Origin of the sequence: Paraburkholderia sediminicola, from assembly GCF_046027825.1 — a bacterium.
Lineage (GTDB): Bacteria > Pseudomonadota > Gammaproteobacteria > Burkholderiales > Burkholderiaceae > Paraburkholderia > Paraburkholderia sediminicola_D.
This window is the reverse complement of sequence record NZ_JAQQDU010000021.1, coordinates 89,916-109,187: the sequence shown is the minus strand read 5'-3', so window position 1 is coordinate 109,187 and position 19,272 is coordinate 89,916. Positions and strand designations below refer to the sequence as shown.

General features: G+C 61.8%; 21 protein-coding genes and 1 pseudogene. 10 read left to right on the top strand and 12 right to left on the bottom strand.

The window, feature by feature from the left end:
* Nucleotides 1-224: DUF5372 family protein (locus PQQ96_RS42360; protein ID WP_494478203.1), on the bottom strand; the 224-nt coding region annotated here is incomplete at its 3' end.
* A 50-nt stretch (nucleotides 225-274) separates the two neighbouring features.
* On the opposite strand from PQQ96_RS42360, the pseudogene PQQ96_RS14450 reads away from it, so the two are divergent.
* The 3 genes and pseudogenes from PQQ96_RS14450 to PQQ96_RS14440 all read left to right on the top strand — a co-directional run.
* A pseudogene (locus PQQ96_RS14450) lies at nucleotides 275-463 on the top strand (group II intron reverse transcriptase/maturase); the annotation flags it as partial.
* Nucleotides 464-575: 112 nt separating this feature from the next.
* Entirely contained in the window at nucleotides 576-869 is a 294-nt protein-coding gene (locus tag PQQ96_RS14445) for a hypothetical protein (protein WP_408292681.1), read from the top strand.
* 143 nt (nucleotides 870-1,012) lie between these two features.
* A complete protein-coding gene (locus PQQ96_RS14440; protein ID WP_408292674.1) occupies nucleotides 1,013-1,498 on the top strand; it encodes a recombinase family protein in 486 nt (161 codons plus the stop codon).
* Here the strand turns inward: PQQ96_RS14440 and PQQ96_RS14435 are convergent.
* From PQQ96_RS14435 to PQQ96_RS14425, 3 genes are read right to left on the bottom strand one after another with little or no spacing between them, the layout of a single operon-like run.
* Nucleotides 1,478-2,470 (bottom strand): tyrosine-type recombinase/integrase, encoded by a 993-nt coding sequence (locus tag PQQ96_RS14435; RefSeq protein ID WP_408292672.1) that lies wholly within the window; start codon nucleotides 2,468-2,470, stop codon nucleotides 1,478-1,480. The genes PQQ96_RS14440 and PQQ96_RS14435 overlap by 21 nt on opposite strands.
* On the bottom strand, nucleotides 2,467-3,378 hold the full coding sequence (locus PQQ96_RS14430) for a tyrosine-type recombinase/integrase (protein ID WP_408292670.1): 912 nt from the start codon (nucleotides 3,376-3,378) through the stop codon (nucleotides 2,467-2,469). Before PQQ96_RS14430 ends, PQQ96_RS14435 begins: the two co-directional genes overlap by 4 nt.
* Nucleotides 3,372-4,610, bottom strand: coding sequence for a tyrosine-type recombinase/integrase (locus tag PQQ96_RS14425; protein ID WP_408292668.1), 1,239 nt, complete (start codon nucleotides 4,608-4,610; stop codon nucleotides 3,372-3,374). Before PQQ96_RS14425 ends, PQQ96_RS14430 begins: the two co-directional genes overlap by 7 nt.
* 444 nt (nucleotides 4,611-5,054) lie before the next feature.
* Between PQQ96_RS14425 and PQQ96_RS14420 the strand changes: the two genes are divergently transcribed.
* Nucleotides 5,055-6,368 carry a recombinase family protein gene (locus tag PQQ96_RS14420; RefSeq protein ID WP_408292666.1) on the top strand — a complete coding sequence of 438 codons (1,314 nt, stop codon included), beginning with the start codon at nucleotides 5,055-5,057 and terminating at the stop codon, nucleotides 6,366-6,368.
* Nucleotides 6,259-6,942, top strand: coding sequence for a group II intron maturase-specific domain-containing protein (locus PQQ96_RS14415; RefSeq protein ID WP_408292664.1), 684 nt, complete (start codon nucleotides 6,259-6,261; stop codon nucleotides 6,940-6,942). Before PQQ96_RS14420 ends, PQQ96_RS14415 begins: the two co-directional genes overlap by 110 nt.
* Nucleotides 6,943-7,076: 134 nt before the next feature.
* Here PQQ96_RS14415 and PQQ96_RS14410 read toward each other — a convergent pair whose 3' ends face one another.
* The 5 genes from PQQ96_RS14410 to PQQ96_RS14390 all read right to left on the bottom strand — a co-directional run bounded on the left by PQQ96_RS14410 (nucleotide 7,077) and on the right by PQQ96_RS14390 (nucleotide 12,491).
* Nucleotides 7,077-8,621, bottom strand: coding sequence for an amino acid permease (locus PQQ96_RS14410; protein WP_408292662.1), 1,545 nt, complete (start codon nucleotides 8,619-8,621; stop codon nucleotides 7,077-7,079).
* A 31-nt stretch (nucleotides 8,622-8,652) separates the two neighbouring features.
* Nucleotides 8,653-9,117 (bottom strand): Lrp/AsnC family transcriptional regulator, encoded by a 465-nt coding sequence (locus PQQ96_RS14405; RefSeq protein ID WP_408292660.1) that lies wholly within the window; start codon nucleotides 9,115-9,117, stop codon nucleotides 8,653-8,655.
* A gap of 92 nt (nucleotides 9,118-9,209) precedes the next feature.
* On the bottom strand, nucleotides 9,210-9,968 hold the full coding sequence (locus PQQ96_RS14400) for a dimethylarginine dimethylaminohydrolase family protein (protein WP_408292658.1): 759 nt from the start codon (nucleotides 9,966-9,968) through the stop codon (nucleotides 9,210-9,212).
* 221 nt (nucleotides 9,969-10,189) lie between these two features.
* Nucleotides 10,190-11,749: a SulP family inorganic anion transporter gene (locus PQQ96_RS14395; protein WP_408292657.1), complete on the bottom strand. Its 1,560-nt coding sequence runs from the start codon at nucleotides 11,747-11,749 to the stop codon at nucleotides 10,190-10,192.
* 73 nt (nucleotides 11,750-11,822) lie between these two features.
* Nucleotides 11,823-12,491, bottom strand: coding sequence for a carbonic anhydrase (locus tag PQQ96_RS14390; protein WP_408292655.1), 669 nt, complete (start codon nucleotides 12,489-12,491; stop codon nucleotides 11,823-11,825).
* Nucleotides 12,492-12,769: 278 nt separating this feature from the next.
* Between PQQ96_RS14390 and irlR the strand changes: the two genes are divergently transcribed.
* Both irlR and PQQ96_RS14380 read left to right on the top strand, forming a co-directional pair.
* Nucleotides 12,770-13,450 (top strand): heavy metal response regulator transcription factor IrlR, encoded by a 681-nt coding sequence (gene irlR / locus PQQ96_RS14385; protein WP_408292653.1) that lies wholly within the window; start codon nucleotides 12,770-12,772, stop codon nucleotides 13,448-13,450.
* Entirely contained in the window at nucleotides 13,438-14,895 is a 1,458-nt protein-coding gene (locus PQQ96_RS14380; RefSeq protein WP_408292651.1) for a heavy metal sensor histidine kinase, read from the top strand. The genes irlR and PQQ96_RS14380 overlap by 13 nt, the downstream gene beginning before the upstream one ends.
* A 55-nt stretch (nucleotides 14,896-14,950) precedes the next feature.
* Here PQQ96_RS14380 and PQQ96_RS14375 read toward each other — a convergent pair whose 3' ends face one another.
* On the bottom strand, nucleotides 14,951-15,277 hold the full coding sequence (locus tag PQQ96_RS14375) for a DUF4148 domain-containing protein (protein WP_408292649.1): 327 nt from the start codon (nucleotides 15,275-15,277) through the stop codon (nucleotides 14,951-14,953).
* 114 nt (nucleotides 15,278-15,391) lie between these two features.
* Nucleotides 15,392-15,724: a DUF4148 domain-containing protein gene (locus tag PQQ96_RS14370; RefSeq protein ID WP_408292647.1), complete on the bottom strand. Its 333-nt coding sequence runs from the start codon at nucleotides 15,722-15,724 to the stop codon at nucleotides 15,392-15,394.
* Between the two features lie 189 nt (nucleotides 15,725-15,913).
* Between PQQ96_RS14370 and PQQ96_RS14365 the strand changes: the two genes are divergently transcribed.
* Nucleotides 15,914-16,315, top strand: a complete 402-nt coding sequence (locus tag PQQ96_RS14365) for a DUF302 domain-containing protein (RefSeq protein WP_408292645.1) — start codon at nucleotides 15,914-15,916, stop codon at nucleotides 16,313-16,315.
* 165 nt (nucleotides 16,316-16,480) lie between these two features.
* Here the strand turns inward: PQQ96_RS14365 and PQQ96_RS14360 are convergent, their stop codons facing one another.
* On the bottom strand, nucleotides 16,481-16,774 hold the full coding sequence (locus tag PQQ96_RS14360; protein WP_408292643.1) for a DUF1330 domain-containing protein: 294 nt from the start codon (nucleotides 16,772-16,774) through the stop codon (nucleotides 16,481-16,483).
* A gap of 339 nt (nucleotides 16,775-17,113) precedes the next feature.
* Between PQQ96_RS14360 and PQQ96_RS14355 the strand changes: the two genes are divergently transcribed.
* On the top strand, nucleotides 17,114-18,277 hold the full coding sequence (locus tag PQQ96_RS14355) for a porin (protein WP_408292641.1): 1,164 nt from the start codon (nucleotides 17,114-17,116) through the stop codon (nucleotides 18,275-18,277).
* A gap of 89 nt (nucleotides 18,278-18,366) precedes the next feature.
* The gene (gene dapA, locus PQQ96_RS14350; RefSeq protein WP_408292638.1) at nucleotides 18,367-19,257 is read left to right on the top strand and encodes a 4-hydroxy-tetrahydrodipicolinate synthase; all 891 of its coding nucleotides are present in this window, start codon (nucleotides 18,367-18,369) and stop codon (nucleotides 19,255-19,257) included.
* Nucleotides 19,258-19,272 lie beyond the last annotated feature (15 nt).

The window sequence follows — 19,272 nt, the reverse complement described above, 5'->3', positions numbered from 1 at the left end:
GCGTCAATGATGACGCGAGCGTGGAGCAGGTCGGCGAGTGAACCCAGCACGTCGGATGCCGGGGCGGTCCCCACGACATCGGCAATGGAATCGGTCCAGTCGACAGGAATCAGTCCGCGTGACTGGTCTGGAAGAAGCAGCAGGAGATGTGGTCGACCAGCGCGTTGCCGCCGGCTGATGACCTGCAGGCGCAGGCCTTCGAATGGATGGCCTGCTCGTGTGATGACGACCGATTCAGGAACGTCTTGGGATGGGGTAGTCTGTCGTGGTTTCCTTTGACCGGGTGAACCACGACATCCTGATGTCGCGGGTCGCCCGCAAGGTGAAAGATGGACGGGTATTGAAACTGGTTCGGCGCTACCTGGAAGCGGGCATGATGTCAGAGGGTGTCGTCAGCGTGAGGACGGAAGGTACGCCGCAGGGCGGCCCGCTCACGCCATGGACGCAAAAGGTAACTTTGAGTTTGAGCGGCAGATTCCGTTGTGCCGTTCCGATTCAGTCCTTGATTTGCGTCACAAGAAGTAATATAAAAATGTCATATGTCGCGCTCAACTCTCTCCGAAAGGGCTCAGCGTTTGAATGCCGCCTTTCATCTGCTTGCCGACGGTCGCAGCCTCAACGAGGCCGCCGAAGCCATGGCCGAACAGCACAGGATTTCGCGGCGCCAGGCCTACCGTTACCTGCAAGAGGCGCAGCACCTGTCGTCTCCGGTCGCTGTGGCCGAACCCACCATTCCCATCACGCTCAAGGTTCCTGCGGCCGTTGCTGTCACATTGCGGGCGTATGCGCAGGCCAATGACTTAACGATGGGCGAAACGCTCACGCGTGCCGTCTGTGCTTTGCTAGCGACGGCAGGCGGGCGTGGCTGATCGACGTCCACGCAGTCGGCACGTTGACCTGGAATATACGTTTGACCGCCTGCTGGCAAGGAAGCTGGAGCAGGTCTATGACATCCTGGTGCCGGATCGTGTGCGCCGCACTGGCGAGCAAACTGGACTGAGTGGAGAGACTGATGAAGGTTGCCGCGATCTACGCCCGGGTGTCGTCCGACCAACAGAGGGAGGAGAAGACCATCGCCAGTCAGACGGCGGCGCTGATGGAGTTTGCCCGAAGCGAAGGCTACAGCGTTCCGGATGAGTGGGTCTTCCAGGACGAAGGCTACAGCGGGGCAAGTCTGGTGAGGCCTGGGCTGGAGCGGGTACGCGACCTGGCGGCGGCGGGCGAGATTCAGGCGGTGCTGGCGCTCGCACCCGATCGCCTGAGCCGCAAATATGCCTACCAGGTGTTGCTCATTGAGGAATTGGCCCGCCATGGGGTGGCGATGGTATTCATCAAGGCGCCGCACTCGGGAACGCCGGAAGATCAGTTGCTATTGCAGTTTCAGGGCATGATCGCCGATGATGCGGAGCGCGGAATTATGCGAAGCCACACCGCCAAAGTGGCGGCGCGGCTTGCATTGCAAGCACTGCGCTGTGCATTATCCCGGCTCGAACAATGAGGCGATCAGCGCGTCCGGCGCCTTGAATCGCCCACGGCGCAAACCAAGCGGCAATACCCTTTCCATAGCCTCGAGCTTCTCCGACGGATCCACGCGCAGGTAAATCTCGGTCGTGCGAATGTCAGCATGGCCAAGCCACAAGGCCACCTTGCGGATGTCACGAGTGGCCTGAAGCATGGTGATAGCGCAGCCATGTCGGAGCTGATGAGGAGAGACCGAGCGTCCCTTCAAAGAGGCGCACTTCTTCGCGGCGGTGCGGGCGTGTTTGTCGAGGACATACTCGAAGCCAGCTCGCGTCATTGCCTCTCCTTGCGCATTCACGAATAGCTCCGGGACCGGAACCTGGCCTCGCACTGCAAGCCAGGCTCGGAGATCTGCGGCGGTCGCTTTCCAGAGTGGAAGGCATCTTTCCCTCCGACCCTTCCCGAGAACGCGGATGCTCGGCGTTCGGTGCAGGGACAAGTTCTCTAACGGTAGCCCTACCAATTCGGAAACACGTAGCCCGCCGGCAAAGCAGAGGTGCAACATTGCGCGGTCCCGAATCCCGGGGCGTGTTGTGACGTCTGGCGCGTCGATGATGGCACGAACTTCGTCGGTCGTGAGATGCTGGATGAGCGCTTTGTCGTACCGCTTTACAGGGATGGCGTGAATCTGCCTCGCCTGTTCCAGAGCGGAGGGCACACGGAATTCAACGTAGTGGAAGAAGGTTTTGATTGCGGCGAGTCGTCCGTTGCGCGTCGCCGGCGAGTTGCCGCGCTGTTCCTCGATGTAGGCAAGGAAGGCAAGAATCAATGCGGCGTCGATCTGCTCGATGCACAGCTGTGAGGGCCGGATCCCAAGGCGCTTGCTGGCGAAGATGAACAGAAGGCGAAAGGCGTGGGCGTAGGTCTCACATGTGTGAAGACTGTAGCCGCGCTCGACCGGCATGTGCTCGCGCAGGAAACTGGTAATCAACGGTGCAATGGGTATCATATGCCCTCCGTCGTGGCGATCAGGGCTTCGGCCGCAGCGGCGATGTCGGTCAACAGTTCCGGGGTGGCCTCCAGGTACCAGTAGGTACTAGCGATGTCCGTGTGGCCCATGTACGTTGCCAGTGCAACGAAGTGACGGGCGACCGCCTCGCGTCGTGTCGGGCACTGCACCAGCGCTCGTGTTGCGAAGCTGTGCCTCAGATCGACGATGCGCGGCTTGCGGGTTCGTGCTGGAGCAATCCCGGCAAGTCGCATTACCCGGTGGAAGGTACTCCCCACGGTGCTGGAGGCAATCCGTCGCCCACCCGCCGACAGGAATACGTGGTCGTCCGTCACCGCCATCTGGCAGCGCGCTTCGAGGTATCGGTTGATGGCGGTCACCGCCGTGGGGTGCAACGGGACGAGACGACTTTTTCCATTCTTGGCGTTTCGGATCCGCAGGATGCCACCGGGCATTATGTCACCCAGCCCGAGGTTGAGTGCTTCCGAAACACGGAGCCCGGTCGCAGCGATAAGTCCGAACATCGTCGCGTAGACCTCGCGTCGAAGCGGGTACGTCAGACGCAGGTGGTTAGCTGCCTCGACCAGTTTCTCCAGTTCCTCTGGTGCGTAGATGTAGGGCAAGCGCCGCCGCCTGGTGAAATGGAACAGGTTGACTGGGACCTCATGGGCCGGATTTTCGGCGTGGAGGAAGCGGCCAAACTGCACAACGTCTCGCAACCGGATGTACCGCACATTCGGGGAGGAACCCTGGGTTGCCCAGTCCACCGCAGTGGAAACGCGGACGTGAGTGTCGCCACGGGCAGTCGCGAACTTGGCGAACGCCCGGATGTTCATCGATACCTCACGAAGCTTGAAGCCGAGTGCCTGGCGAAGCGCCACGTAACGTTCAGCATGGGCGATCAACATGATGGTACCCCCGGCCACGGCTGAGCAATTTCCGACAGCAGGCCGAAGTCCACCTTGGCGTAATGAGCTGTCGTCATAGGAGAGCGATGTCGTAGGACCGCACCGACGTCCGCCAGGGATGCCCCCTGACGCAGCATCGCAGTGGCGACTGAGTGCCTCAGAACATGGGCGCCGTTGATTGGCGATTTGACCCCCGCCCTGTGCAGTGCGCTGCGCACGATGTGTGTGACAGCGGCGCGCGTCAACGCACGAAGCGGAGCCAAAACGGTCGTAAATACCTCAGGTACTTGCAACGGTGGCCTGCCCTGGTTCAGATAAAGCAAAATCGCGTCGCCGACCTCCTGCGCTAGAGGCAGCAATTCCTGGCGACGTCCCTTCCCGCAGACGGTAATGACCCCTCGTCGCCAGTCAATGTCGGCGAGTTTGAGCTGAGCGACCTCACTGGCACGCAGCCCGAGCCGGGCCAGGAGCAGGAGGACTGCCTTATCGCGCAACCCGTTGGGATCCTCGGGACAAGAGCAGATCAGTCGCTCGACATCCTCTGGAAGGAGAAACCGGGGGACTGCCGCGAGTTGCCGGCATGCGAAACCAGGGATGGCTTGCTCGAGGCCCTCAGGGCACTGTCCAGTGGCACAGAGAAAGCGAAGGAAAGAGCGTACGGCGACAGTGATGCTCTTGGCACTTTCAATTCCGTGAGGACGCGCACGGTCAAGGACGAAGGCCCGTAGCGCTTCGACGGAATAGGCGTGCGCGTCATCACCGAGCACGGTGCACAGCCCCTTCAGAGTCCGCTGATAGATGTCGAGCGTCGTTTCAGTCAACCCACGGTGCTTGTACATCCATAACCGGAATTCTCCGAGCACAGGCCAAAGGTCACTGGCAGATGGCGGAGCCACGGCGGGCGCAAGCTTACCCTCGTGTCGAAGGAATCGAATGAAGACCGAGGCCGCCGTCAACGACTGGCGATTGGCTCCGCGACTGTAGGGAACATGCCGCTTCTTGTCGAGTTCCACCTTGCACGCCTCGAACCCGGGCAGCAGTTCTTGCGCGCCAAACCCGCTGGCGAGCATCCAATCTGTCCAGCCGGCGAGGCAGCGCAGCATCCAGTCGATGCTACTGGGGGCATACCCACAGCGCTCGAGCCAGTCGGCAAACCCGTCGACGTGATCTGCGGCGGGACCCGCGCGGAGCCGCTCGCGCGTTACAGGTGACTTCAAGTGTGTTTCCAGCATGATGGCCTCACTTGGTTAAAAGGCAGAACAAGTATGCGCCGCCTGTATGCAAGACCATTTATTTCGTTTAACTGATTAACGCGTTGAGTTTTCAGGAGTGAGGCCGATCGAGGCACGGCGCCACAACCGGCCGTATTGCAGCATGCGAATTTAACACCATTGGCCCAAGCCGATGAAACCGGGCCTCTGCGGAAGTGATTGCGTTAAGTCGATTCAAGGCGCCGGACGCGCTGATCGCCTCATTGTTCGAGCCGGGATAATGCACAGCGCAGTGCTTGCAATGCAAGCCGCGCTGCCACTTTGGCGGTGTGGCTTCGCATAATTCCGCGCTCCGCATCATCGGCGTTTTGCAGAGAACCGCAAAACGCCGAGTACGAACGGGCCCAGATCCTCGAACGCTCGCGGCGAGGCAAGCGACACCGTGCGAAGCAAGGTGAGGTCAGCGTGTTGAGTGGCGCGCCCTACGGTTACCGCTACGAACGCAAGAGCGACGAGCAGGCCGCGGCCTATACGGTGATCGCCGCCGAAGCGCAGGTGGTCCGCCAGATCTACGAGCTATATACCGTGGCGGGGCTGAGCATCGGTGCTGTCACGCGCCGGTTGAACGAGTTGGGGGTACCTACCAGAAAGGGCGCAGCACGCTGGGAACGCTCCACTGTTTGGGCCATCCTTCGTAATCCTGCCTATCGTGGAATGGCCTGCTTCGGCAAGACCCAACAGGCCGCGCGAGAACGCACCAACAACCGGACGTTGCGCCAGCGCGGCGGCCTGCCGGCCCGCAACAGTGCCAATCACGAACTGCCGCATGATCAATGGATCGAAATTCCGGTTCCTGCCTTGATCGACCCGGATACGTTTGCCCTGGCGCAGGAGCGCCTGGAAAGCAACAGGAAGCACGCTTCGCGTCGAACGCTCGAACCCAGCATTCTCCAAGGCCTTGTGCACTGTCGCCAGTGCGGCTACGCCTTGTACCGGACTTCGACACGCAGTAGCGCGCGCAAGATCTCCTACTACCGCTGCCTGGGCGCTGATGCCTGGCGCTACGACGGCCACGCTAGGTGTGAGCAGCGCCCTATTCGACTGGATCTGCTGGAGCACATCGTGTGGTCCGAAGTTGTGCGCCTGCTGGAGGATCCCGCGCTCATCCAGACCGAATTGAATCGGCGCCTTGAGACGGCGCGCAATTCAAGTCCGGCCAAACGGCAGCAGGACCGCGTCACGCAGGATCTGGCGCAAGCGCAGAAACGGATGGACCGATTGCTCACCGCGTACCAGGAGGACCTGCTTTCTCTCAACGAGTTGCGGCGGCGCATGCCTGCGCTGCGCCAACGCGAGCAGAGTCTTCAGGAGGAACTGCGCGGGCTCAGTGCCCAGTTGGTCGACCAGGCGGCTTACCTACGCCTGGCGGAAACGCTAACGGCGTTCCTGGGGCGTTTGCGCAGTAGTGCCACGACCCTCGACATTCAGGACCGTCAGCGCATCACAAGACTGCTCGTCAAGGAAGTGGTGGTTGCCGATGACAGCATCACCATTCGCCATTCGATTCCCACCGCCACGCGACCGGCCGGCGGAAATGGAGGCCCCTCCCGCCTGCCTGGATCTCCACACGGCGCTCACGCCGACCAAAGTTACCTTTTGCGTCCATGGCGTGCTGTCACCGCTGCTGTCGAATATCCTGCTGACAGACCTGGATCGCGAACTGGAGCGCCGGGGACACCGGTTCTGCCGCTACGCCGACGACTGCAACATCTACGTTAAAAGCGAAACGGCAGGGCACCGCGCGATGGACGCGATCACCGGTTACCTGGAAAAGAAGCTCAAGCTTCGGGTAAATCGAGAGAAAAGCGCCGTTGCCCGACCTTGGACCCGGAAGTTTCTGGGTTACAGCTTTACGTGGCACAAACAGGCTCGTCTGAAGGTCGCGGAAAGCAGTCTGAAGCGACTCAAAGACCGGGTGCGTGAAATCGTGGCTGGGAACGCCTCGCGCAAGCTCGGCGACACGATTGCAGCGCTGAATCCGGTGCTACGCGGCTGGACCTCGTACTTCCGGCTAACGGAGGTCAAAGGGGTGTTGCAGGATTTGGACGGGTGGATACGACGCAAACTGCGCTGCCTGCTATGGCGGCAATGGAAGCGCCCGGCTACCCGGAACAGGAAGCTACAGGCTCGCGGGCTGGACTCGACGCGGGCGTGGAAATCGGCCAGCAATGGCCGAGGTCCTTGGTGGAACGCCGGTGCGAGCCACATGAACGCGGCCTACCCCAAGAGCTTCTTTGATGCCTCAGGGTTGGTTTCGCTGCTGGACACCCAGCGGCGCTTCCAGTGTGTTTGATGAACCGCCGTATGCGGAACCGCATGTGCGGTGGTGTGAGAGGGCGACGGGGGCAACCCCGTCCCCTACTCGATAGCAACGCGAAAACAACTCAGCAAACTGCGTGGCAAACCGCGCGGCAAACGCTTAGCACGCTACCGCTCGCGTGCCGCCGACGTCGACGTCGACTCGACGCGTTCGCCCAGGCGCGTCATCCATGGCCCGATCTCCATGTCCTCGTAGCGCACCAGCCCGCTCCGACGGATCCGCCGGTATCCCAGCCAGATCACAACAAACAGCGGAACCCACACATAGATCGACAGCACCTCCATCCAGTCGATCCGCGGCGCGAAGAACGCCTGATAGTCCTGGCCGAGCGAGATCACGAGACACAGCGCGAGCGCGAATATCGGTCCGAACGGAAACCACTTTGCCCGGTACGGCAACTGTTCGACGCTGAATCCCTGCTTCAGGAGACCCTTGCGGAATCGGTAGTGGCTGACGGCGATGCCGAGCCATGCGATGAAGCCCGTGATGCCCGCCGTGTTCAAGAGCCACAGATAGATGCCCTGACTGTTGGACAGCGAGGTCAGGAAGCATAGGCCGCCCACCACCATCGTTGCGTATAGCGCGTTGCGCGGCACGCCACTGGGTGACAGTTTCGCAAACATCGCGGGTGCGCTCCCTTCCGTCGCCAGGTTGTACAGCATCCGCGTCGCCGCATAGGTGCCGGAATTGCCGGCCGACAGCACGGCCGTCAGGATCACCAGATTCATTGCATCGGCGGCGAGCGAGAAGCCCGCGTGACGGAACACGAGTGTGAACGGGCTCACGCCGATGTCCGTGACGTCGCTCTTCAGCAGATTCGGATCGGTGTACGGGATCAGCAGTCCGATCACGAAGATGGCCAGCACGTAGAACAGCAGAATCCGCCAGAAGATCTGCTTGACCGCGCGTGGAATCGTCGTGCGCGGGTTCTCGGATTCGCCAGCCGTGACGCCGACCAGTTCGGTGCCGAGGAACGAGAATCCCGCGATCAGGCCGACGCTCATCAACGCGTGTACGCCGCCGACGAACGGCGCGTCGCCGGTCGTGAAATTGCGCCATCCGACGGCGGGGCTGCCTTGCAGCGCCCCGCTCGCGATCAGCAGTCCGGCCGCAATGAATGCAATCACCGTGACGACCTTGATCAGCGAGAACCAGTATTCGGATTCACCGAAGCCGCGTACGGACAGCGTGTTCAGCAGGAAGATCACCACCAGGAACGCCGCGCCCCACCACACACCGGGTACAGTGGGAAACCAGAAGTGCATCACGATCTGTGCGGCCACCAGTTCGACCGCGATTGTGACCGCCCAGCTATACCAGTAGGTCCAGCCCAGCGCGACACCGAAGCCTTCGTCGACATACTTTGCGCCGTAGTACGCGAACGACCCGGATACCGGAACCAGCGCGGCCATCTCGCCAAGCCCGGTCACGACGAAATACACCATCAACCCGATCAGCATGTACGCGGCGATTGCGCCGCCGGGTCCCGCCTGCGCCACCGACGCGCCGGACGCGACGAACAGGCCAGTTCCGATCGAGCCACCAATCGCGATCATCGTGATGTGCCTGCTTTGCAGACGGCGCTTGAGCGTCGTCGCGGCCGGGGATGCTGATTCTGATTCCGCTTGTCCCGTCAGTTCCACACTGTCCATCGTTTCACCTTGAAGGTTTACGTCTCATCCATCAGGCCACGCTGCGCTTGATCGCCTGCAACTCGGCGGACGTCACGATCTTCTCGATCCGGTAGCGCGGACTTTCGAGCCACGCGTTTGCGATCCGGCGGTATTCGTCGAGATCCTCGCAAGCCAGCCGCACGAGGAAGTCGAAACTGCCGCTGACGAGCCAGCAGTCGAGCACGGCCGGGTTCGCACGCATCTCCTGCTCGAATGGCGCTTGCGAGCGTCCGTGATCGGCCAGCACGATCTGCGCGAGCACGACGATCGACTGCTTGTCGCGCGGTGGCTTGATCACCGCGCGATAACCGGTGATGACACCGAGCGCCTCGAGCCTTTCCACCCGTGCCTGGCAGGGCCGCGGCGTCAGGTTGACGAGCTCTGAGAGTTTTCGGTAAGAGATGCGCGCATCGTTTCGCAGAATGTCGAGGATCCGGAGATCGATCTTGTCGAGTTGCATTTTTTTGTCGGTCATCGGCGTGCTCCTGTCGGCATGTAGGGCGCGCCGGGACGTCTCCCATCCCGGCGCGCGGCACATTATCCGCCAACGCGGCCCGCACGATCCGGCTAGAAGCGCAGCGACAGGCAGGTTAGTCCGCCGTCCATCTTGCGGAACTCGCTCGTGTCGATCACATGCAGCGGCACGCCGAGCGTGTCGATCTTCTCGTGCACGCGCGGATAGCCGGCGGGCGTCACCAGCGTGTCGTTGATCCGCAGCGTGTTGCACGCGTATTCGTCGGTCGCGTCGATTTCCATCAGGCGGAAGCCTTTGAATGCCGGATGCTCCGCGAGCGCTTCGGTCACGAGCAGCACGTCGTCGCCGAGATAGTTGACAACCGATTTGAGGTGCAGCCCGGCGCCGACGGGAATCGCCTCGACCGTATATCCGTATGGCGCCACGAGCTTCTCGAACGCCGCGATGCCGGTTGCGTCAGTGCGGCCCGTCAGGCCGATGTAGAAGCGCTTGCCAACCAGCATCACGTCGCCGCCGTCGAGGCGGCCGTCCTGCATCGGCAGCAGTGTGCGGTGTGCGGCGAGCGGCGCGCCGATCGAATCGATCTCACCGCGCCTCGCGGGTGCACCGGGGCGGGTGATGACCGCGAATTCCGGCGTGACGACCGCAACGTCCTCGACGAAATGCGAGTCCGGGAACGCGTCGAGCGTGGGCAGCTCGATCAGTTCGACACCGTGCGTGCGCAGCGCGTCGCAGTACGCGTGGAATTGCGTCAGCGTCCGGTTGTAGTCGGGGGCGCCGCTTTGGGCGGTGGTGAGACCTGCGCCGCACGAAGCGGCGGGACGACGGACGATTGCCTTCGTGAAATACATCTGAACTCCTCCATGGTATCGAGCGGCGCCCGGCACGATACGCGACATCGCCGCTTCGTATTCGGATTCATTATTCGCCGTCAAAATGGAGGAGAACGTCGATTTGGGCCGTGCGCGCAGCCGGTTCCGTCGAATTTTGGCCGGCCGGCAGCCGATTCGGCGACTGCGTGCGGCCGGTTTCGATGGGGTTCAGGTTCTACGCGCCCTCCCTCTTACCTCGGTTACCTCGGGCGCAAGAACATCCGCAATCCCGACGGCCTGCCGCTTTCCTTCGCGACTGGCTCAAGTTGCCGGCATTCAACATGAATGCCGCGTGCGGGAGCGTCGTGCACGAATTCATCGATCAGTTCCCGCACGTCGGGGTCGATGAAATCCGCGCGGCTGCCATCCACGACCACCGTGGCGTGATCGGGAACCGACTTCAAATGCTCCTTCAAACTGACCTTGGCGAGAAACGACACGTCTTTGCGGAATGACAGCAGGAAGTGATCGTCGTGCCGCGCCATCGTGATCGGCCGCTGCATGTGCGCATGAATGGCCAGTGCGACGCTGCACACGATCCCCAGTACGATGCCGACCAGCAAGTCCGTCAGCAGCACGCCCGCGATTGTCACGATAAACGGGGCGAAACGCGCGATGCCTTGCTTCGCGACAGCCGCGAACATCGACGGCTTCGCGAGTTTCAATCCGGTGAAGATCAGAATGGCGGCGAGACAGGCGAGCGGTATCAGGTTGATCACGGCGGTCAACGCGAACACGCTCACGAGCAGCAGCATGCCGTGCACGACCGCCGACCAGCGGCTCTGTGCACCCGCGTGAACGTTGGCTGAACTGCGCACGATCACGGAGGTGATGGGCAGCGCACCGATCGCGCCCGCCACCATGTTGCCGATACCCTGCGCCTTGAGCTCGCGATCCGGCTGGGCGACGCGTTTCTTCGGATCGATCTGTTCGACGGCCTCGAGACTGAGCAGCGTTTCCAGGCTCGCGACAATGGCGATGGTCATCGCCAGGCGCCAGACGTCCGGGTTCATCAGGTGCGTCAATTCGGGCCAGCCGAACGCTTTGTCCAGCGCTGCAAACGATGCGAGCGAAGGCAGCGACACGCGATGTTCAGCCGGCGGCGCAAAACCGGGCGCGGCGAAGTCCAGCAACAACGTCACGCCGATGCCGAGCACGACAACCGCGAGCGGCGCGGGCACGAGGCGCACCAGCGCGAAGCGGCGCATGGCGCGGGTTTCCCAGCTCGCGAGGATCGCTATCGACAGGATCGCAACCGCGCATGCGGCCAGCGACATGGCGCCGAACGGCGTGTCGATGGTTCCGGCGGCAGCATTCGTGGCGCTCGCGCTGCCGTTGGCGAAGCCCGCCGCGAGCGGCACCTGCTTGATGATCAACAGCAGGCCGATTGCCGCGAGCATGCCCTTGATGACCGAAGAAGGCACGTAAGCGGCGAAGCGCCCGGCCTTGAGCATGCCGAAGCCGAACTGGATGGCGCCCGCGAGCAGGACCGCCATCAGGAACGAGGGGAAGCTGCCGAGCTTCGCGATGCCGTCGACGACGATCACCACCAGCCCCGCGGCCGGCCCGCTGACGCTGAGATGTGAGCCGCTCAGCAGGGCCACGACGAGCCCGCCGATGATGCCGGACAGCAGCCCGGCGAACGGCTCGACGCCGGATGCGTTGGCGATGCCGAGGCACAACGGCAACGCAACGAGAAAGACGACGGTGCCGGCAAACATGTCGCGCGGGAACGATGCAAACTGTTCACGTAGAGTCATATGCTTTGGATTCCAGACTATTCTTGACGGGGGCTAAAAGGTTTTACTGACCAGGTGCTCGGAACAGCGCCGGTCAGTGGGCCATCGTCCCTGCGGTGACCAGATACTCACGTACCGAAACCATGCGGCGGGTCGATTCGTTGTGCCGCGAAGGAAGGTCGCCCGCCATCAGCACTTTGATACGGCCATCGTGCAGACCGAAAATCCAGCCATGCACTGAGGGTGCATGCGCCGCGTTGCGCACGATCGAGGTCGCACGGATTGCCCGGACCTGTTCCATCACATTCAGCTCCGCCAGGCGGTTGACCTGCTCATCGCCGGTGCCGCACTGGTTCAACTCCGCGCTATGCGCGCTAGCGAGCGCGCATAGCGGCGAGATGCGCCTTGCGACATGCGGAAGATCAGACGGGATGGGTAGCAACGCTGCCTTGACGCCGCCACATCCGTAGTGCCCACAGACGATGATGTCTTGCACCTTCAGCACCTGAACCGCGTACTCGAGCACGCTCATGACGTTGTCGTCGGTACTCGAAAAAAGGTTCGCGATGTTGCGATGAACGAACAGGTCGCCCGGGGAGCAATTCGTGACGATCTCCGCGGGGACACGACTGTCCGAACAGCCGATCCAGAGGGCTTTCGGACTCTGCCCGAGTGCGAGGCCGTCGAAGAATGCGGGGTCGCTCTGTGCCGATTCGGCGGCCCATGCAATGTTTTCCAGCAGCATGCGTTTCGTTCGGTTCATTGGGTGCTCCTGTAGAGGGTTTGTTCGCTTCTGCGGAACTGCGATGTCAGTTTGATGTCTGTTGCAGTGGACTTTATGCTTACATTCAGCTTTCGTCGTTCCGCTGGCCCGCAGAACGACGCGCTTGATTGAGACGATGCATCCGCTAACGAAGCAGCGTGCATCCGCACTTCAGTGACCTAATCTAGCGACGAGCCAGTGCGCGTGCATGACCGCCAAATGACAAATTCGTCATGTGCGGGCGCGCTGTGTAGCGCGTTTTAATGGAAAGAGTTGAGATGAGAATTCTGATTGTTGAAGACGAGGCGAAAACGGGGGTATATCTGCAAAAAGGCCTCAATGAAGCGGGTTTTGTCACTGACTGGGTGCGCGATGGCGTGACGGGACTTCATCAGGCAACCACCGAGGCTTATGACCTCGTCGTGCTCGATGTCATGCTTCCGGGTCTCGACGGGTGGTCGGTACTGTCGTCGTTGAGGCGCACGCATATGACGCCGGTGCTGCTGCTGACGGCCCGCGACGACACCAGCGACAAGGTCAAAGGCCTCGAGATGGGGGCCGACGATTACGTGGTCAAGCCCTTCGATTTCGTGGAGTTGCTCGCGCGCATTCGCACGATCCTGCGCAGGGGGAAGGGCCGCGATCCGTCGGTTCTGCAGGTGGCGGACCTCGAACTGGACCTCACGCGGCGCAAGGCGACGCGCCAGGGCGACACGATCCTTCTGACCGCCAAGGAATTCACGCTGCTATGGCTGCTCATGCGGCGCGAAGGCGAAGTCTTGCCGCGATCGACAATCGCCTCGCAGGTCTGGGACATCAACTTCAGCAGCGACACCAACGTCGTTGATTCCGCCGTCAGACGGGTCCGCGCAAAGATCGACGAGATGTATCCGACCAAGCTGATTCACACGGTTCGAGGCATGGGTTACGTGCTGGAGGTACGCGATTGCGCCGCCTAACTTCCCGTTTCCTGCCGCGTACGTTGAGTGTGCGGCTGACCATCCTGTTCGCGCTCGCCAGTTCGATCCTGCTGGCGGTCAACGGGCTGTGTCTATACGCGGCGCTCAAACAGAACGTTCGGGCTGACGCTGCGCAGGAGATCTACACGACACTGGCCGCTACGCGGTCGCGCCTGGCCACGCAGAGCAGCGACGAGGGGGTGGCGAGCCATGGCCCTGCGTGGTTCGACCCGTTTCATGCGCACGAAAACATCGAGCTGGCTATCTATGCCGGGGACGGGCGCGAACTCGTTCGCTCGGCGGGTTTCCGGTTGCGCGACGGCATTCTCGTTGATTCCGGCAGCGGCCGCCCCAAGGCCTTTGACCGGACCTATGGGGAGTATCGCTACGTGAGCGAGTCGGTGCCGCTAGGCGGCGCGAGTTCAGACGGTCGGGCGGTTCGCGTCGTGGTCCAGTACAACGACAGCCGTCAGAATGCCTTGCTTCGCACCTATTCGATCAACGTCATGCTGGTGACGCTGCTCGGCACGGTGATTTCCGCGCTGGGGGCGTATTCGCTCGCGAAACTGGGCCTGCGGCCCTTGAAGTTGCTCGCCGAGCGGGCCGATCAGGTGTCAGGCAGCAAACTGACTCAACCGTTACCGGGCATCGCCATGTCCGGCGAGATGCTCGCGTTGAACCAGGCGTTCAACCGGATGCTGCAACGCCTGGATGAATCCTTCGATCGCCTGTCGCGCTTTTCCTCCGATCTCGCACATGACATGCGTACGCCGCTGACCAACATGCTCGCGGAATCGCAGGTGGCCTTGTCCAAGCCACGCGAAGCACACGAATACCGTTCGGTCATCGAATCAGGCATCGACGAAACACAGCGTCTATCGAGAATGATCGATGACATGCTGTTCCTCGCCCGATCGGAAAACCGCATGCTTCGGGTGAACTTCAAGAGGATCGATGCACGTGAGGAGGCGGAGCAGGTTGCCGGCTACTATGAAACGCTCGCGGGGGACAAAGACGTCAGGATTCTTGTGACAGGCGAGGCGCGTTTCGATGGCAATCAACTGCTGGTGCAGCGTGCGCTGAGCAACCTGTTATCGAACGCGGTGGCCCATGCGCCGGCGGGCAGCGAAGTCGTCGTGCAATGCACGGAGCGCGACGCGGTATCGGAGGTCGCCGTCATTGATGCTGGAAAGGGCATCGGTCCCGAGCACCTCGGGCGCATTTTCGATCGCTTCTATCGGGTCGATCCGGCGCGCTATGAATCGGCGTTGGGTGCGGGGCTCGGACTCGCGATCGTCAGCTCGATCATGGACGAGCATGACGGCGCCTGCAGTGTGACGAGCGAGCCCGGCGTGCGCACGGCGTTCGTGCTGAGCTTCAATCGCCCCGCCATCCGGCCGGCCAGTGCGACGGCGCGGCGAACGGAGTCGCGCATCCTCGAATGAGCACGGCAAGCGGCCTGCGCATGCGGCCGTCGCCGCCGTGCTGACGAAGCAGCATTTATGAACCCGCATAGATGTTGCAGAAACTGACCGGCCCAACGCAGTGGGGGTTGCCGTGCGGCATCGGATGTCCGTGCGGCGCAACGCCCGATTGCTGCGTTCCGTCAGGCACGCCACCATAGCCAGCCTGCAACGGTTGTGCCTTGACCTTGTGTTCGAAGCTCGGATGAATCGCCGGATAGGACGTGTCCGTGATGTAGGCGAGCCCGTTGGCCTGCGCTTCGATGAGTTGCTGCTTCACTTCGGCACGTGTCAGACCTTGTGCCTGAACAGCGGAGGAAAGGAGTAGCGCCGAGGCGAGGATGAGCGTGGTGATCGATTTCATGTTTGACTCCGGTTAGCTGAGAGATAGGCGTGCTGTGCCCAATGCACTTCCTGATTGAACGGTGAGGCGTTTGCACGCAAGGTGCTGCGAGGCGAAAACAGGCAGTCTTGCTGATTACTCGTAGTGGCGCTCGAGCCCGGCAAAACGCGCCTTATTGCGTTCGATCGTGCGTTTGCTTGGCGGATAATCGGTATCGTTCGTGGGGATGAGGCCATCCCGCTGTGCCTGAAGAAGTTCTTGCCGGACTTCAGCGCGCGTCTTGCCCTGGGGCTTGGGATTGACCTGCGGTACCGCACCAGACGAAGCGATCGTATGCAGGGTGCCGGCGTGCACCTGGGGCTGCTGGACGGGCTGGTGCTGTGAAGATGGGCTCGCCACGTCTGCATAAGCTAGCGGAGCGAGGAAGGCCGTGAGCAGGCCAACACCAAGCACGTTTCGAACTTTCATTTGAGCCTCCTTGAAGGTCGGGGTCGTGGTTGACTCCGAGTGACTTCAGTTTGGCTCGCAGATGAATCCCCAACGTGATCCCAAGATGATGTTTTTGTCACAAAAGCGACATGCGGCTCTTTGATCGGTACGTCCGCAAACCCAGGCCGGTTGTCTATTATTAACAATCGTCAGCACCCGGAGAAATCCATGTCTACTCTCACAGCCGACAACGGCATCGTCACCGTACCCACGCAACGCACGGTCGAGCAAGCCGCCGATAAACTCGCTTCGCTGATCGAAACGAAAAACATCATCTTGTTCGCCCGCATCGATTTCGCGGCGGATGCGCAACGCGCGGGGCTGGTCATGCTGCCGTCGCAGCTGCTGGTGTTCGGTAATCCGCGGGCGGGGACGCCGTTGATGCAAGCCGTGCCGATAGCGGCGCTCGATCTGCCGCTCAAGGTGCTGGTGTGGCAGGACGACGACGGCCAGGTGTGGCTCTCGTATAACGCCACGAGCTATCTGCAGGCGCGGCATGGCGCGCCTGCAGAGTTGATGAAAGCACTCGACGGCATCGGCGCGCTCGTGCAGCCAGCGGCGGCCGACTGAGCCGATCGACTGAGCCGATCGAGGTCAAGCGCGTGTCGGCAATCGTGCAGCGAGGCAATCCCCGCTTGCGTCGCTTGACCTGCTCATCCGCCGCAGAGGTTCTGCTGTCCGGTCTGTGCGGGCGTGCCGCGGTTCATACCGGTCGCGCCTGTCGCATCGACTGCGTCACTCGGCGCCGCGAACGATGCGCAGATCGCGCTCGGCGCCGTCGCTCAAGGCTTCAAGCGCTTTCTTGTAGGCGTCGCTTGCATAGGCGGCAACGGCCTGCTCGTAGCTCGGAAACTCGATCACGACTGTCCGTTCCTTCAAGCCTTGCTCACGAACTTCGTCGGCCACGCCGCGCACGATGAATTTGCCGTTGGCGGCAGCCACCGCGGGTGCGGCCAGCTGCGCGTACGCGGCCAGCTTCGACGGGTCTTTAATCGCGCGGTACACGGTCACCCAATATCCCTTGCTCATCTGAATCTCCTTGTGTTGCAGCGTGAAAGTAGTGGTCGCGTTGCAAAGCAACGACGCGGGAATTATGTCACTTCGAGAAACCCCGCACGCGACTGCCGCGCCAGGCCAGCCGGTTTGCTCCCCTCCGTACCGCCCCTCCTGTCAGTCGACGCGGTTTTGATCGATTCAATCGTTTTCGTGATCCAGTCGAAAAAAATACTTGCAAACGACTGAATCGATCATTATATTGACCGAATCGGTCGTTTTATTTGAGTGAAACGCTCACGTCAGCAGGCTCCGACCGTCTGCAAATGGCCGAAGCGCCATGGCCTGCCATCAAGAAAAATCACGGAGACACAATTGAAAAAGCGTTCCTTCCAGGTCCTGGCCACATTGGGTGTACTCGGCGCGGCTACGACCAGCGCACACGCGCAAAGCAGCGTTACGCTGTATGGATTGATCGACACCTCGCTGGTCTATTCGAACAGCCAGAAAGGCCACTCGAATATCCAGATGTCGAGCGGCACATTGTCGGGAAGCCGTTGGGGATTGCGTGGCCAGGAAGATCTGGGCGGCGGCCTGAGCGCGCTGTTCGTCCTTGAGAATGGTTTCAGCAGCACGACGGGCACGCTCGGCCAGAACGGCCGTGAGTTCGGACGTGCCGCCTATGTGGGCTTGAGCGGCGGTTTCGGTAAAGTGACAGCGGGGCGGCAGAACGACACCTCCGCGGACTTTCTGGGTGCGCTGACGGCGGCGAATCAGTGGGCGGGTGGTCTCGGCGCGCATCCGGGTAATACGGACAACCTCTACGTGAATGAGCGGATCAGCAATAGCGTGAAGTTCACTAGCAACGACTACGCGGGTTTTCGCTTTAGCGGCCTGTTCAGCTTCGGCGGCACGGCCGGCGACTTCTCGAATAATCGCGTATGGGGGCTGGGCGCCACCTACGCGAACGGCCCGTTCGTGGTCGCGGCCTCCTACATGAACGCAACCACGCCGAACACCGGACTGTTCGACGGCACCGCCGGCGCGGCGGCGATTTCGCCGAACAACACGCCGATCTACTCCGGTTACGCGTCCGCGCGAACGCTTCAGATCGCTGCGGTGGGCGGCGCGTACACCTTTGGCGCGGCCACGTTTGGCCTGATCTACTCGAACTCGAAGTTCCAGGATCTGGGTTCGGGCGCGGCCGCCGCACCGGTGGCGCGTTTTGTCGGCGATACCGCGACGTTCGACAACCTCGAAGCCAATTTCCGCTATCAGGTGTCGCCGGCGACGCTGCTCGGTGTGGCGTACAACTACACCTGCACGCACGGCGCCGGTGATGCGCACTACAACCAGGTGAATGCAGGTGCCGATTACTTCCTGTCGAAGCGTACCGACGTCTATCTGAGCGCCGGCTGGCAAGCGGCGAGCGGTATCGATTCGACCGGGCACGCGGCGACAGCGGCGTTGTGGCCGATCACCGCGTCGAGCACGTCGCACCAGTTCGTCACGGCGCTTGGACTGCGTCACAAGTTCTGAACGATTCGAGCAATTTGATTAAACAGGAAGGCTTAAAGGAAACCACAGAGGTAAACCTCAAGCCTTCCTTCGTAGAAGTGGAGTCGAGCATGACAGTCTTGTTCAAAGGGATCATTCCCGCACTCATCACGCCGATGACCGCATCGGAAGACGTCGATGAAGCGGGTTTGCGCACGCTGATCGAACGCCTGATCGAGGCCGGCGTGCATGCGTTATTCGTGCTCGGCACCAACGGCGAATTCATCGCCTTGAACGAAGCAGAGAAGCTGCGCATCGCGAAGATCGCGGTCGATCAGGCGCGCTCGCGCGTGCCGGTGATTGCCGGCACGGGGGCGTATGCCACGCGCGACGTGATCGACCTGAACAGCAAGATGCTCGACATGGGCGTGGACGCGGTGTCGGTGATCACGCCGTATTTCAACGGTGCGACGCAGCAGGAACTGTTCACGCACTATGAGCGGATCGCGCGCGCCACCACCCTGCCAGTGATGCTTTATACGATTCCTGCGAAGGCCGGCGTCACCTTGACCATCGACACGGTGCGTCGCCTGTCCGAGATTCCGAACGTTCGCGGCATCAAGGACAGTGGTGGTGATTTCGATCGTCTGCTGCAACTGATCAATCTGCGCCGCGACGACTTCGCGGTGTTCACCGGCACCGACTCGATGATTCTGTGGTCCCTGATCGCCGGCGGCGACGGCGCGGTGGCCGCGACCACTAACGCGGTGCCGAATGTGGTCACGTCGATCTGGAGGCACTTTCAGGCCGGCGATATCGCGGCCGCACGCAAGGCGCAGGAATCGCTGCGCGCGCTGCGCGACGCGTTTGCGCTGGGCACGATGCCGGTGGTGCTGAAGACCGCGGCGGAAATGCTCGGTATGCCGGCGGGTCCTGCCCGTTCGCCCGCGCAGCCGCTCGATGCTGCCGCCCGCGCGCGTCTCGAACAGGCGCTCGCGGTGTACCGCGACGGCTCACGCTGACACGCCAATCAATCG

Excerpts from the sequence above, each read along its gene's own strand:
- PQQ96_RS14440 (WP_408292674.1), top strand. The coding sequence starts at position 1,013 with ATGAAGGTTGCCGCGATCTACGCCCGGGTGTCGTCCGACCAACAGAGG.
- PQQ96_RS14435 (WP_408292672.1), bottom strand. The coding sequence starts at position 2,470 with ATGATACCCATTGCACCGTTGATTACCAGTTTCCTGCGCGAGCACATG.
- PQQ96_RS14430 (WP_408292670.1), bottom strand. The coding sequence starts at position 3,378 with ATGTTGATCGCCCATGCTGAACGTTACGTGGCGCTTCGCCAGGCACTC.
- PQQ96_RS14425 (WP_408292668.1), bottom strand. The coding sequence starts at position 4,610 with ATGCTGGAAACACACTTGAAGTCACCTGTAACGCGCGAGCGGCTCCGC.
- PQQ96_RS14410 (WP_408292662.1), bottom strand. The coding sequence starts at position 8,621 with ATGGACAGTGTGGAACTGACGGGACAAGCGGAATCAGAATCAGCATCC.
- PQQ96_RS14405 (WP_408292660.1), bottom strand. The coding sequence starts at position 9,117 with ATGACCGACAAAAAAATGCAACTCGACAAGATCGATCTCCGGATCCTC.
- PQQ96_RS14400 (WP_408292658.1), bottom strand. The coding sequence starts at position 9,968 with ATGTATTTCACGAAGGCAATCGTCCGTCGTCCCGCCGCTTCGTGCGGC.
- PQQ96_RS14395 (WP_408292657.1), bottom strand. The coding sequence starts at position 11,749 with ATGACTCTACGTGAACAGTTTGCATCGTTCCCGCGCGACATGTTTGCC.
- PQQ96_RS14390 (WP_408292655.1), bottom strand. The coding sequence starts at position 12,491 with ATGAACCGAACGAAACGCATGCTGCTGGAAAACATTGCATGGGCCGCC.
- irlR (WP_408292653.1), top strand. The coding sequence starts at position 12,770 with ATGAGAATTCTGATTGTTGAAGACGAGGCGAAAACGGGGGTATATCTG.
- PQQ96_RS14375 (WP_408292649.1), bottom strand. The coding sequence starts at position 15,277 with ATGAAATCGATCACCACGCTCATCCTCGCCTCGGCGCTACTCCTTTCC.
- PQQ96_RS14370 (WP_408292647.1), bottom strand. The coding sequence starts at position 15,724 with ATGAAAGTTCGAAACGTGCTTGGTGTTGGCCTGCTCACGGCCTTCCTC.
- PQQ96_RS14365 (WP_408292645.1), top strand. The coding sequence starts at position 15,914 with ATGTCTACTCTCACAGCCGACAACGGCATCGTCACCGTACCCACGCAA.
- PQQ96_RS14360 (WP_408292643.1), bottom strand. The coding sequence starts at position 16,774 with ATGAGCAAGGGATATTGGGTGACCGTGTACCGCGCGATTAAAGACCCG.
- dapA (WP_408292638.1), top strand. The coding sequence starts at position 18,367 with ATGACAGTCTTGTTCAAAGGGATCATTCCCGCACTCATCACGCCGATG.